This window comes from Rhodovulum visakhapatnamense (genome assembly GCF_004365965.1).
GTDB lineage: Bacteria > Pseudomonadota > Alphaproteobacteria > Rhodobacterales > Rhodobacteraceae > Rhodovulum > Rhodovulum visakhapatnamense.
Window position 1 is genome coordinate 125977 of record NZ_SOEB01000003.1, and the last position, 12820, is coordinate 138796.

Below are 12820 nucleotides of genomic sequence, written 5' to 3' on the forward strand. Positions count from 1 at the left end.
CCGATGGCTGCCGGGCTGTCAACCGAGGCGCGAGGCAGGGCCTCTGCGCACCCCCGAAACCGCCGTTCGGGACGGATGCTTGACGCCTTGGCCCTGTCACGCAAGCATGGGGTCAGCCCCGCCCGAATAGCCCCGCCCGCCGCGACCGATCCCGCCCCGGAGGAGCCCATGCCGCCCACCCGCGCCGATTTTCCGCCCGGCTTCCTGTTCGGAACGGCGACCTCCGCCTATCAGATCGAGGGCACGGGCGGCGCCGGGCCCTGCCATTGGGACAGCTTTGCCGCGACGCCCGGCAATGTCGCGGGGGCCGCCGACGGGCGGCGCGCCTGCGGCCATCTCGACCGCTGCACCGAGGATCTCGATCTGGTCGCGGCGGCCGGGTTCGACATCTACCGGTTCTCGACCTCCTGGGCGCGGGTCCTGCCCGAAGGCGCGGGCACGCCCGATCCCGAGGGGCTCGATTTCTACGACCGGCTGGTCGACGCGACGCTGGCGCGCGGACTGAAACCGGCGCTGACGCTGTATCACTGGGAGCTTCCGTCCGCGCTGGCCGATCTGGGCGGCTGGACCAATCGCGACACGGCGCTGCGCTTTGGCGATTTCGCGGCGCTGATGGCCGAGAGGCTGGGCGACCGGGTCTGGTCCTGGGCCACGCTGAACGAGCCCTGGTGCGCCGGGTGGCTCGGGCATTTCACGGGCGTCCATGCGCCCGGCCTGCGCGACATCCGCGCCACGGCCCGGGCGATGCACCATCTGGCGCTGGGCCACGGGCTGGGCCTGGCAGCGCTTCGGGCCGCAGGCGTCGGCCAGATCGGGATCGTGCTGAATTTCGAGCCCGCCTTCCCGGCCGAACCCGGCGAGGCGGCGCGCGCCGCGACGCTGCGCTATGACGCGGTCTTCAACCGGTTCTTCCTCGGGGGCGTGGCGCGCGGGGCCTATCCCGAGCTTGCGCTCGAGGGGCTCGGCCCGCATCTGCCGCGCGGCTGGCAGGCCGATCTCGACGCCATAGGGGCGCCGATCGACTGGCTCGGCGTCAACTATTACACCGTCAAGCGTATCACCCATGCCCCCGGCCCCTGGCCCAACTGGGTCGAGGTGCCCGGCCCTGGCCGCAAGACCGACATGGGCTGGGAAATCGCGCCGATGGCCCTGCCCGACCTTCTGCGCTGGATCAGCGGAAGCCATACCGGCGATCTGCCGCTTTACGTCACCGAAAACGGCATGGCCGCGCCCGATACGCCGGTCGCGGGCGCGACCGGTCCCGAGATCCATGACGAGGACCGCATCGCCTTTCTGTCCAGCCATCTGGCCGCCGCGCGCGAGGCCATTGCCGAGGGCGTGCCGCTGAAGGGCTATATCGTCTGGTCGCTTCTGGACAATTACGAATGGGCCTTCGGCTACGGCAAGCGCTTTGGCCTCGTACATGTCGATTTCGAGAGCTTGCAGCGCACCCCCAAGGCGTCTTACCACGCGCTGAAACGCATGCTGGAGGACCGAAGGCCGTGACCGCGCTCGTCGCCGATATCGGAGGCACCAATACCCGCGTCGCGCTGGCCGAGGGGCCGGTGCCGGTGCCGGGCTCGGTCCGGCGCTTTCGCAATGCCGACCACCCGGACCTGACCGATGTGCTGGCGGCCTATCTGGCCGAGGCGGGCTCGCCCGAGATCGACGGCGCCTGCGCGGCGCTGGCCGGGCCGGTGCGGCACGGGCGCGGCAAGCTGACCAATCTCGACTGGATCATCGAGGAAGCGGCCATCGCCCGGGTCGCCGGGACCGGGCGGGTCAAGCTGCTGAACGACATGGCCGCACAGGGCCATGCGCTGGACCATATCGCGCCCGCGGCGCTGGAAACGGTGCTGGAGGGCCCGGCGCAGCCCGGCGGCCCGCGTCTGGTGATCGGGATCGGCACCGGCTTCAACGCGGCCGCCGTCCATGCCCTGCCCCATGGCACCCTCGTCACCGAGGCCGAGGCCGGGCAGGTGTCGCTGCCGGTCGGCGATGCCGAAACGCTGTCGCTGGCGCGCTTCCTCGCCGAACCCGACGGCTTCGCCCCGGTCGAGGAGGCGCTGTCGGGGCGCGGGCTGGGCCGGCTTTACGACTGGGCGACGGCCGAGGCGGGCGCGCCCCGCCGGCTGGACGGCCACGGCGTACTGGCCGCGCTGGACACCGATCCCGAGGCACGCCGGGCGGCCGAGACTTTCGTGCGGCTTCTGGGGACGGTGGCGGGGGATCTGGCGCTCAATCACCTGCCCTATGGCGGGATCTACCTGATCGGCGGCATGGCCTGTGCGGTCACGCCGCTTGCAGACCCCATGGGGTTTGCCGACGCGTTCCGCCGCAAGGGCCGGTTCGCGGAGCTGATGCGCGCCTTTCGGGTGTTAACCGTGACCGACGATTCCGCCGCCCTGACGGGCTGCGCGGGATATCTGGCAAGTGCCGAGTGAGACGACTGACCGCGTTTGCCGACGGCCTGCGGGCAGGCCAAAACGCAACCGGGGTGGAAGGGTGAAGGAAAGGATCCAGGGGCCATGAAGATCGACGGGACCCATTTTCGGTCCATCTGGCGCGAGTCCGATGGAGCGGTGAAGATCATCGACCAGCGCTGGCTGCCGCACGAACTGCGGATCGTCGCGCTGACCAACCGGCGCGACTTCGCCTCGGCGATCCGCGACATGTGGGTCAGGGGCGCGCCCCTGATCGGGGCCACGGCCGCCTATGGGGTGGCGGTGCAGATGGCCCATGACGCGTCCGACGCGGCGCTGGCGGAAACCTGGGAGGTGCTGCACGCCACCCGGCCGACCGCGATCAACCTGCGCTGGGCGCTGGACGAGATGACCCGGGTGCTGAAGCCGCTGCCGCCGTCCGAACGCGCCGCCGCCGCCTTCCGACGCGCCGCCGAGATCTGCGACGAGGATGTCGAGATCAACCGCCGGATCGGGCTGAACGGGCTCGAGCTGATCCGCGCCATCTCTGCGCGGAAGGGCGGCAAGCGGGTCAACGTGCTGACCCATTGCAATGCGGGCTGGCTGGCGACCGTCGACTGGGGCACCGCGACCTCGCCGATCTATCACGCGATCGAGGCCGGGATCGACGTGCATGTCTTCGTCGACGAGACCCGGCCGCGCAACCAGGGCGCCCAGCTGACCGCCTGGGAGATGAACCATCACGGCGTCAGCCACGACCTGATCGTGGACAACGCGGGCGGCCATCTGATGCAGCATGGCGAGATCGACCTGTGCATCGTCGGCACCGACCGCACCACGGCGCAGGGCGATGTCTGCAACAAGATCGGCACCTATCTGAAGGCGCTGGCCGCCAAGGATAACGGCGTGCCCTTCTACGTGGCCCTGCCCTCGCCCACCATCGACTGGACGGTGCGGGACGGGGTGAAGGAAATCCCGATCGAGGAACGCGACGGCGGCGAGGTGACCCATGTGCAAGGCCGCATGCCCAGCGGCGTGGTCGGGCTGGTGCAGATCTCGCCCGACGGCACGCCCGCGCGCAACCCCGCCTTCGACGTGACGCCCGCGCGGCTGGTGACCGGGCTCATCACCGAACGCGGCGTGGCCGAGGCCAGCCCCGAGGGCCTGGCGCGCCTGTTCCCGGACCGCGCGACCGTCGCTGCCGACTGAGCACCTGCATCGCGACGCATCTTCAAGGGGCGTGCCTGCCGGGCGCGCCCTTTTTCCTTTGCAGACGGGCCGCTCCCGGGCGCGCGATTTTCGGCCCGGCCACGCCCGCCGGACGCGTATCCGACCAAAAAACTCAGGTTGACTTATCCGAGCATTTTCGTCAGCTTTGGCGCGACGCGAACACGACCCGAACCCACCTGCCGGAAGGCCCGGGCATTCTGACCGACCAGTTCAAGACGGCATCGACGACGGGGCTTGGCCCCCGTCCGCCATGGCCGGATGCCAAGGAGACCCGAGAGATGACTGCCGATCCCAATCGACGTGGCGGAACCGCCGTGGGCTATCTGACCGATCTCGATCCGGTCGAGGCCGGGGCGGTGCGCTGCCTTCGGCTCTGGGCCGATGGCGACGCCGCGCAGCGCGAGTTGCGGCGCGAGCTGACCGACCGTCTGGGGCCGCTGCAGGGGCGCGCCGCGGCCGAAAGCCTGAACACGATCTGCACGCTCTGCGCCATGTACGGGCGGCGCCCGCTGATGCGCCATTCGGCCTCCTGCCCCTGCCTCGGGGCGGACGAATCCTGTTTTGCAACCTTCGTCGCCGCCGCCGGCGCGGGAGATCGCGAGGACGCGATGCTGATGGCGGCGATGCTGGTCCGGGCCGATCTGGCGCCCGGTCTGGTCGATCCGGCCACCCGGCTGGGGCTGGCGCTCCGGCGCCTTGCGACGGGCGTGGCGCCGCAGCCGTCGCGACCGCCCGCGGAAAAACTACACTGAAAGGACGGGAACGCATGATGAAACCAACGCTCGCCACCTGCTCGCTGGCCCTCGGGATGGCCGGGACCGCCGCTTTGGCCGAGGCTCCGGCCGCCGATGCGGTGCTGACCACCTATGCCGACATCGCGGCCGCCACCTATGGCGACGCGCTGACCGGGGCCGAACGCCTGCAGGCGGCGGTCGACGCGCTGGTGGCCGAGCCCTCGCCGCAGGCGCTCGACGCCGCGCGCCGCGCCTGGCTGGCCGCCCGCGTGCCCTATCAGCAAAGCGAGGTGTTCCGCTTCGGCAACCCGATCGTCGACGACTGGGAAGGCAAGGTGAATGCCTGGCCGCTGGACGAGGGGCTGATCGACTATGTCGATGCGGGCTATGGCGGGCCGACCGACGAGAACCCGCTGGCCGCGGTCAACGTGATTGCCTCGCCGCAGTTCGAAATCTCCGGCGCGACCGTCGATGCCACCGAGATCACGCCCGACTTCCTGGCCGAGACGCTGCACGAGGCCGACGGGATCGAGACCAATGTCGCGACCGGCTATCACGCCATCGAATTCCTGCTTTGGGGCCAGGATCTGAACGGCACCGGGCCGGGCGCGGGCACCCGGCCCTGGACCGACTATGCGACAGGCGAGGCCTGCACCAACGACAATTGCGACCGGCGCGGCGCCTATCTGAAGGCCGCGACCGACCTGCTGGTGTCGGATCTGGGCTGGATGGCCGCGCAATGGGCCGAGGACGGCGAGGCCCGCGCGGCGGTGATGGCCGACGGTTCGGCCGGGCTGTCGGCGATCCTGACCGGCATGGGGAGCCTGTCCTACGGCGAACAGGCGGGCGAGCGGATGCGGCTGGGGCTGATGCTGAACGACCCCGAGGAAGAGCATGACTGCTTCTCGGACAACACCCATAACAGCCATTACTATGACGGGCTCGGCATCCGGAACGTCTATCTGGGCAGCTATACCCGGATCGACGGCACCGAGGTCGCGGGGCCGTCGGTCTCGGATCTGGTGGCGGCGAAGGATGCGGGTCTCGATACCGAGATGAAGACCAGGCTCGACGCCACCATGGCCGCGCTCGCCCGGCTGAAGACCGCCGCCGAGGCGGGATTCGCCTATGACCAGATGCTCGCGCGCGGCAACGCCGCCGGCGAGGCGTTGATCATGGGCGGCGTGAACGGGCTTGTTGCCCAAACCGCAAGCATCGAGCGGGTCGTCGACACGCTCGGGGTGGGCGGTGTCTCGGTCGAGGGGTCCGACAGCCTCGACAACCCGGCCGCCGTTTTCCAATGATGTCCTGAACCCGGAGCCCCGTCAGCACCGGGGCTCCACGCTTTCCGGAAGGAGGGTCCCGCATGATCGTCTGCCACTGCCAGTGCATCACCGACCGCGACATCCACGCCGCCATCGACTGGATGCGCGCAGCGGACCCGGCGACCATCGTCACCCCCGGAAAGGTCTTTCGCTCGCTGGGCAAGCGCGCAGATTGTGGAGATTGCATGACACTCTTTCTAGACACGATGCGCGCGAACGCTAATCTTGAGGTTCCATCGGACCTACAGAACCTCAGGCCCCAGCACAGAAAGGACAAGACCTCATGCAAGGCGACCCCAAGGTCATCGACTACCTGAACAGCGCGCTTCGCAGCGAATTGACCGCCATCAGCCAGTACTGGCTGCATTATCGCCTGCAGGACGACTGGGGGCTCGGCCACATGGCCAAGAAGAGCCGCGAGGAAAGCATCGAGGAGATGACCCACGCCGACAAGCTGATGGCGCGGATCCTGTTCCTCGAGGGCCACCCGAACCTGCAGAAGCTCGACCCGCTCCGCATCGGGCAGACCCCCAAGGAGACCCTCGAATGCGACCTGGCCGCCGAACAGGATGCCCGTGCGCTGTACAAGGAAGCGCGGGAATACTGCGCGGGCGCCGGGGATCACGTCACCAAGGAGCTGTTCGATGAGCTTCTGGCCGACGAAGAGGGCCATATCGACTTCCTCGAAACCCAGCTTGACCTCTACGACCGCGTCGGCGCCGAGAATTACGCGCTGCTCAACGCCTCGAAGATGGACGAGGCCGAGTAAGGCCGCCCTTTTTCTGGGACTGTGTCTGGGGTCGGCGGCCGCCGCCGGCCCCATGACAGGCCCGGGCGCCGCCGCCCTGCCCTTCACCCCCGCCGAAGAGGCCCGCATCGCGGAGGCGACCGCCCTGCCGCGCGATTTCACCCGACCGCAGCCTTTCGAGGCGCTGGCAGGCGGCGCGGGCACCGTCGCGGGCGCGGCCGCCTTCTCGGCGCCGCTGGCGAACCTGCCCCGCGCCGAGGGGCTCGATTTTCGCGGCGGGCAGGCGCTTTTCGACCGGACCTGGGTCTCGGCCCCGTCCTCGACCATCGCCTCTGACGGGCTCGGGCCGCTCTTCAACGCGCGGTCTTGCTTGGCCTGCCATCCGGGCGGCGGGCGCGGCGCGGCGCCTGCGGGCCCCGGCGATCTGCCGGTCGCGCTGATGCTGCAGCTTGCGGTCCCCGATCCATCCACCATCGAGGGCTATCTTTCTCAGCCCGATCCGGTCTATGGCCGCCAGATCCAGCCCGCGAGCCTGCCGGGCCTGACCGCCGAGGGCCGCCCGACGGTCGCCTATGACGCGGTCGAGTTCGCTCTGTCCGAAGGCGAAAGCGTCACCCTGCGCCAGCCCCGCTACGCGCTGGCCGATCCGGGCTATGGCCCGCTGGACCCGGACACGGTCCTAAGCCCGCGCCTCGCGCCGGGGCTGGCGGGGCTCGGGCTGATCGAGGCGATCCCCGAAGAGGCGATCCTGGCGCTGGCCGACCCCGACGACGCCGATGGCGACGGCATTTCCGGCCGGGCGCGCCTGTTGCCCGGCCCCGAGGGGCGCCCGGTTCTGGGCCGCTTCGGCTGGACCGCCGCGCAGCCGACGCTGGAGGCCCAGATCGCCCATGCCTTTGCCCATGACATCGGGCTCAGCTCGCCGCTTTATCCCGAGGGCCATGGCGACTGCACCCCGGCCCAGACCGCCTGTCGCGCCGCGCCCGATGGCGGCAATCCGGAACAGGACGGCTTCGAGATCTCGGCCACCGCGCTCGATCTGGTGACGCGCCATGCGCGCCACACCGCCGTGCCCGCCCGCCGCGACGCGGACGCCCCCGAGGTGCTGGCCGGCAAGCGGGTGTTTCACGACACCGGCTGCGCCGCCTGCCACCGCCCCGCCTTCGTCACCCGCCGCCTGCCCGAGGCGCCCGCGCTGAGCTTTCAGCTGATCTGGCCCTATAGCGACCTGCTGCTGCACGACATGGGCGCGGCGCTAAGCGACGGCGGCGCCGGGGCCGAGGGGCGCGAATGGCGCACGCCTCCGCTTTGGGGGCTGGGCCTCGCCCGCGCGCTGGAACCGCAGGCGGGCTATCTGCATGACGGCCGCGCCCGGACCCTGCTGGAGGCCGTGCTCTGGCATGGCGGCGAAGCCGCCCCCGCCCGCGACCGCGTGGCGACGATGCCCGCGGCCGACCGCGCCGCCCTGATCCGCTTCCTGGAGAGCCTATGATCCGAAGATCCGTCCTTGCCCTCGCCCTGGCGCTGGGCGCCGCCCCCCTTGCCGCGGCCCCCGCAGATATCGCCGAGGCGGTGATCGACCGCCATGTGCTGCCCGGTTTCGCCCGGTTCGAGGCGGCGGCCGCCGATCTTCAGGCTGCGGCCGAAGCCGATTGCGACCCCGGATCGGACCCGCTCCGCGCCGCCTGGGGGGCCGCCTTCGATGCCTGGCTTGGCGTCAGTCATCTGCGGCTCGGGCCGACCGAGACCGACAACCGCGCTTTCGCGCTGGCCTTCTGGCCCGACCCGCGCGGGATGACCCCGAAGGCGCTGGCAGGCCTGATCGCCGAGGCCGACCCGGTGGTCGAAAGCCAGGCCGGGTTCGCCACCGTCTCGGTCGCGGCGCGGGGCTTCTACGCGCTCGAATACCTGCTGTACGATCCGCAATTCACACCCCCCACGCCCTATGGCTGCGCCCTGATCCGGGCCGAGACGCGCGACATCCACGCCCTTGCCGCCGCGATCCTCGCCGACTGGCAGGACGGTTATGCCGATCTGATGCGCCAACCCGGCCCCGAGGCCCCCTACAAGGACGAGCGCGAGGTGCTGAAAGCCCTCTTCACCGCGCTTCACGAAGGGCTGCAGGTCGATGTCGACCTGAGGCTCGGCCGCCCGCTTGGCACCTTCGAGCGTCCGCGCCCGACCCGCGCCGAAAGCTGGCGGTCGGGCCGGTCGCTGCACAATGTGACGGTGACGCTGACGGCGCTGCGGGACCTGGCCATGCTGATGGCGGCCGAGGACCCCGCCAGCGCCGCCGCGCTGAGCGCCGATTTCGACCGGGCCGACCGGCTTGCCGCGGACCTCGACGATCCCGTCTTCGCCGGGGTCGCGACGCCGCAAGGGCGGCTAAGGGTCGAGATCCTGCAACAGGCGATCCACGAGATCGCCGAGGAAACCCGCGCCAGCCTCGGCCCCGCGCTTGGCGTCGCCGCCGGGTTCAATTCGAGAGACGGAGACTGACATGACCGACCGCCGCAGCTTCCTTGCCGGGGCGCTGGCTGCCTCGCTTTCCCCCCGGATCGGCTGGGCCGATGCGGGCAGCCCGGCCTTTCTCAGCGCCGCGCAGGAGAAGAACGGCAACCAGATGCTGGTCGGGCTCGATGCCCAGGGGGCCGAACGGTTCCGCCTGCCCCTGCCCCAGCGCGGCCATGCCGCCGCCGCCCATCCCATCCGCCCCGAGGCCACCGCCTTTGCCCGCCGCCCCGGCACCTTCGCGCTGGTGATCGACTGCCGCGAGGGCCGGGTGACTGCCGTGCTGGACGCGCCCGAGGGGCGGCATTTCTACGGCCATGGCGCCTATTCCGCCGACGGGCGCTACATGTACACTCCCGAAAACGACTATGACGCGGCGCGGGGTGTGATCGGGGTCTGGGATACCGAGGCGGGCTACCTGCGGGTCGGCGAATTCGACAGCCACGGCATCGGCCCGCATGACATCAAGCTGATGCCCGACGGGAAAAGCTTCGTCATCGCCAATGGCGGGATCGAGACCCATCCCGACAGCGGCCGGGCCAAGCTGAACATCCCCTTCATGGAACCGAACCTCGCCTATCTCGGCGCCGAAGGCACGCTGCTGGAAACCGTCGCGCCGCCCGCCGAGTGGCACATGAACTCGATCCGGCATCTGGCGCTGGGACCGGGCGGCACCGTCGCCTTTGCCATGCAATGGGAAGGCCCCGAGGCCGAGGCGCCGCCGCTTCTGGGTCTGCACCGGCGCGGCGCGGCGCCGGTCTGGCTGGACGCGCCGGGCGCCGAACATGCGGCGATGCAGGGCTATGCGGGGTCGGTCGCGATCTCGCAGGACGGGGCCGAGGCCGCGATCTCGTCGCCGCGCGGCGGGCGGGTGCATGTCTTCGACATCGCGGGCGCGCGGTTTGCGGGCGCCATCGAGGCCCGGGACGTCTGCGGCCTTGCCCCGGCGGCGGGCGGCGGCTTCGTCGCCACGACCGGCACCGGCGACGTGCTGGGGCTGCAGGGCCTGCGCCCGGTCTGGACGGCCCGGCACGGCCGCGCCTTCGACAACCATCTGGTGACGGTGGGCGCCGCCTGAGCCCGCCGCTCAGCCCAGTTCCAGCGTCGCCACCGCCGAGATGAGCGGGCCGGGCTGCGGCGCGGGTCCGCGATACATCCGCGCCGTGCCGAAGACCGGGCTCAGGCCCAGCCCCGTGCAATGCCCGGCCAGCCAGGGGCTGGTCCCGGGCACGTCGATCATCGCGGGTGCGCCATGGGCGACGCGGCCGCAGGTCTCGATCAGCGCCGCCGCGACCGCCCCGTCCCCGGCCACCAGAGGCCCGATCTTCCAGCCCTCGCGGCAGGCCCGGATCGTCGCAAAGCCCGCGATCTCGCCCGCCGCGCGGCAGACCAGCGTGCGCCGGGTCTCGCAATCGCGCGTCCAGGCCGCGAGGAACGCGCGCTTCTCATAGCCCGTGGCCTCGGCCTCCATCGCGATCAGCGTCCCGATATCGTCCTTCAGCACCGGCCCGATGCCGGGATGGGCGCGGCCGGGCAGCACGCCCGCATAGCGCACCGTCCGCCCGGCCAGCGCGAACCCGCTCTTGCGATAGTTGTCCTGCTGCGCCTCGACCCCGTCGAGCCCCACCGTCCGCGCCCCCGCATGGTCCAGCGCATGGGTCCAGAGCGCATAGCCGATGCCCCGCCCGCGCCAGTCCGGGCGGCAGAGATAGAGGCCCAGAAAGGCAACGTCATCGGTATGGTTCACGACCGAGATTGCCGCCACGATCCGGCCCTCGGCCTCGGCCACGAAGAACCCTTCGGGATCGGCGGCATGGAAGGATACCGCATCGTCGAGGCCCGGGTTCCAGCCTTCGTCCGCGGCCCAGTCCAGCACCGCGGGCAGTTCTTCGGCCGTCATGCTGCGCAGTTTCATCGGCCTGTCAGAGCCTCCTTCAGCGATTGCGGCACCGGCACCGGGTCCTGCAGATCGAGAAGCGACAGCAGGTCCAGCAGATGGCCCTTCATCACCTCTTCGGCCCGGTCGCCGTCACGGTCCTCCATCGCGCGCATGAGCGCGTGATGGGCATGACTTTCGCACATCGCCTGCGGCCGCCGCCAGTACAGCGCGATCACCAGCGACGAGCGCGAAACCAGCTGCGCGATGAACCCTTCGATGGTGGCCTGATCGGCGATCCGCGCAATTTCCAGATGGAACTGCCCCGACAGCCTGAGCGCCAGACCGTTCTGGCCCGCCGCCAGCGCCTCGTGCTCCTGGTCCATGTGACGCTTGAGCAGGCCGATGTCGCGGGGCGTGGCGCGCAGCGCGGCCGAGCGCGCGGTGCGCGGTTCCAGAAGCGCGCGCGCCTCGAACACCTCGCGCGCCTCGCGCACGGTGGGCTGGGCCACGAAGGCGCCGCGATGGGGCTCGATCGCGACAAGGCTGTCATGGGCCAGCTGTTGCAGCGCCGCGCGCACGATGGTCCGGCTGACCCCGAAGATCTCGCCCACCTCGTCCTCGGACAGCTTCATCCCCGGCCCCAGCCGGCGCTCGTGAATGGCGCGGGTCAGATGCTCGACCACGTCGCGGGCACGGGTCGCCCGCTTGCCCTCCTGGCGCGCTGTCGGAATCTGATCGGTCACGGCTCTCTCCTCGTTGCCCCCCTGTCATCGCGCGACTCAGGCGGCCGGACAAGAATCGTCAGAGTTGTGAGAGATCGCAGACCTGATCGTATACAATCTGCGATGATGTGCCGGACAATATTGTTCACATCTGCTTAAATTTACGGCACGTATCGAAAAGCCGGGGGCGGATCTGGCGGCCGGGGCTTTTCGCGGCCAGTCCCGCCCGGAAAGGTGAGGCAACAGCTTCTGGGGGAGCGAAATGCGCACTGAACTCGATCTGGAACTCGTGGCCCTGACGAAACGCTACGGCGAAACCGTCGCGGTCGATGGCATCCAACACCTGTTTCGCGGCGGCACCTATGCCTGTCTGCTGGGGCCGTCGGGCTGCGGCAAGTCCTCGACGCTGCGGATGATTGCCGGGCATGAAGAGGTCTCGGACGGGGCCATCGTGCTGGCGGGCCAGGACATCTCGCGCCTGCCGCCCGCCCGGCGCGGCACCGCGATGATGTTCCAGAACTACGCGCTGTTCCCGCATCTGTCGGTCGCCGATAACGTGGCCTTCAGCCTCAAGATGAAGGGCGTCGACCGCGAGACCCGCCGCAAGCGCGCGATGGAGCTGCTGGAACTGGTTCACATGACGGCCTATGCCGAGCGCCTGCCCGCCCAGCTTTCGGGCGGCCAGCAGCAGCGCGTGGCGCTGGCCCGCGCGCTGATCACCAATCCGCAGGTGCTGCTGCTGGACGAGCCGCTTTCGGCGCTCGACCCGTTCCTGCGCGTGCGGATGCGGTCGGAACTGAAGAAGCTGCAGCGCGAGCTGGGCATCACCTTCGTCCATGTCACCCATGGCCAGGACGAGGCGCTGGCACTGGCCGACGAGATCGTGGTGATGAACAACGCGGTGATCGAACAGGCGGGACCCGCGCGCGAGGTCTTCAACACGCCGCGCACCGAATTCGTGGCGCGTTTCATGGGCGGGCACAATGTCATCGCGCTGCCGCGCGGCCATTTCGCGATCCGCTCCGACCAGATCGCCGTGACCGAGGCCGCGCAGGGCAAGCTCGACGGCCATGTCACCGGCATCGAATACCAGGGCACCAGCGTCGCGCTGACGCTGATGACCGCGGGCGATCAGGAGGTCACCGCGATCGTTCCCGAAGACCGGTATTTTGCCCAACCCATCCAGCCCGGCGACGGCGTGGGGCTGAGCTGGGACGAAGACCACCTCCACGCCCTCACCGCGTGATC

The 12820-nt window shown here is 70.2% G+C and carries 13 protein-coding genes; 11 read left to right on the forward strand and 2 right to left on the reverse strand.

The annotated features are described in order from the left end of the window. Positions 1 to 168 precede the first annotated feature (168 nt). From EV657_RS03875 to EV657_RS03920, 10 genes are all read left to right on the forward strand, one after another. Positions 169 to 1506 (forward strand): GH1 family beta-glucosidase, encoded by a 1338-nt coding sequence (locus EV657_RS03875; protein WP_134077191.1) that lies wholly within the window; start codon positions 169 to 171, stop codon positions 1504 to 1506. Further along, entirely contained in the window at positions 1503 to 2444 is a 942-nt protein-coding gene (locus EV657_RS03880; protein WP_166673632.1) for a glucokinase, read from the forward strand. The genes EV657_RS03875 and EV657_RS03880 overlap by 4 nt, the downstream gene beginning before the upstream one ends. Positions 2445 to 2528: 84 nt before the next feature. After that, positions 2529 to 3632, forward strand: coding sequence for an S-methyl-5-thioribose-1-phosphate isomerase (mtnA, locus tag EV657_RS03885; RefSeq protein WP_075786068.1), 1104 nt, complete (start codon positions 2529 to 2531; stop codon positions 3630 to 3632). A 299-nt stretch (positions 3633 to 3931) separates the two neighbouring features. Next, positions 3932 to 4405: a hypothetical protein gene (locus tag EV657_RS03890; RefSeq protein ID WP_075786069.1), complete on the forward strand. Its 474-nt coding sequence runs from the start codon at positions 3932 to 3934 to the stop codon at positions 4403 to 4405. A 14-nt stretch (positions 4406 to 4419) separates the two neighbouring features. Further along, a complete protein-coding gene (locus EV657_RS03895; protein ID WP_134077193.1) occupies positions 4420 to 5691 on the forward strand; it encodes an imelysin family protein in 1272 nt (423 codons plus the stop codon). A gap of 62 nt (positions 5692 to 5753) precedes the next feature. Continuing rightward, the gene (locus EV657_RS03900) at positions 5754 to 6029 is read left to right on the forward strand and encodes a (2Fe-2S)-binding protein (RefSeq protein WP_075786071.1); all 276 of its coding nucleotides are present in this window, start codon (positions 5754 to 5756) and stop codon (positions 6027 to 6029) included. Continuing rightward, a complete protein-coding gene (gene bfr / locus EV657_RS03905; protein WP_075786072.1) occupies positions 5996 to 6481 on the forward strand; it encodes a bacterioferritin in 486 nt (161 codons plus the stop codon). The genes EV657_RS03900 and bfr overlap by 34 nt, the downstream gene beginning before the upstream one ends. Before the next feature lie 52 nt (positions 6482 to 6533). Further along, positions 6534 to 7952: a di-heme oxidoreductase family protein gene (locus EV657_RS03910; protein ID WP_134077194.1), complete on the forward strand. Its 1419-nt coding sequence runs from the start codon at positions 6534 to 6536 to the stop codon at positions 7950 to 7952. Then, the gene (locus tag EV657_RS03915; protein WP_208323215.1) at positions 7949 to 8959 is read left to right on the forward strand and encodes an imelysin family protein; all 1011 of its coding nucleotides are present in this window, start codon (positions 7949 to 7951) and stop codon (positions 8957 to 8959) included. The genes EV657_RS03910 and EV657_RS03915 overlap by 4 nt, the downstream gene beginning before the upstream one ends. A 1-nt stretch (position 8960) precedes the next feature. Then, entirely contained in the window at positions 8961 to 10049 is a 1089-nt protein-coding gene (locus tag EV657_RS03920) for a DUF1513 domain-containing protein (protein ID WP_134077195.1), read from the forward strand. A 9-nt stretch (positions 10050 to 10058) separates the two neighbouring features. Here the strand turns inward: EV657_RS03920 and EV657_RS03925 are convergent, their stop codons facing one another. Both EV657_RS03925 and EV657_RS03930 read right to left on the reverse strand, forming a co-directional pair. Continuing rightward, positions 10059 to 10886: a GNAT family N-acetyltransferase gene (locus EV657_RS03925; protein ID WP_134077196.1), complete on the reverse strand. Its 828-nt coding sequence runs from the start codon at positions 10884 to 10886 to the stop codon at positions 10059 to 10061. Beyond that, a complete protein-coding gene (locus EV657_RS03930) occupies positions 10883 to 11581 on the reverse strand; it encodes a GntR family transcriptional regulator (RefSeq protein WP_371412601.1) in 699 nt (232 codons plus the stop codon). Before EV657_RS03930 ends, EV657_RS03925 begins: the two co-directional genes overlap by 4 nt. Positions 11582 to 11834: 253 nt before the next feature. On the opposite strand from EV657_RS03930, the gene EV657_RS03935 reads away from it, so the two are divergent. Further along, positions 11835 to 12818, forward strand: coding sequence for an ABC transporter ATP-binding protein (locus EV657_RS03935; RefSeq protein ID WP_134077197.1), 984 nt, complete (start codon positions 11835 to 11837; stop codon positions 12816 to 12818). Positions 12819 to 12820: the final 2 nt, after the last annotated feature.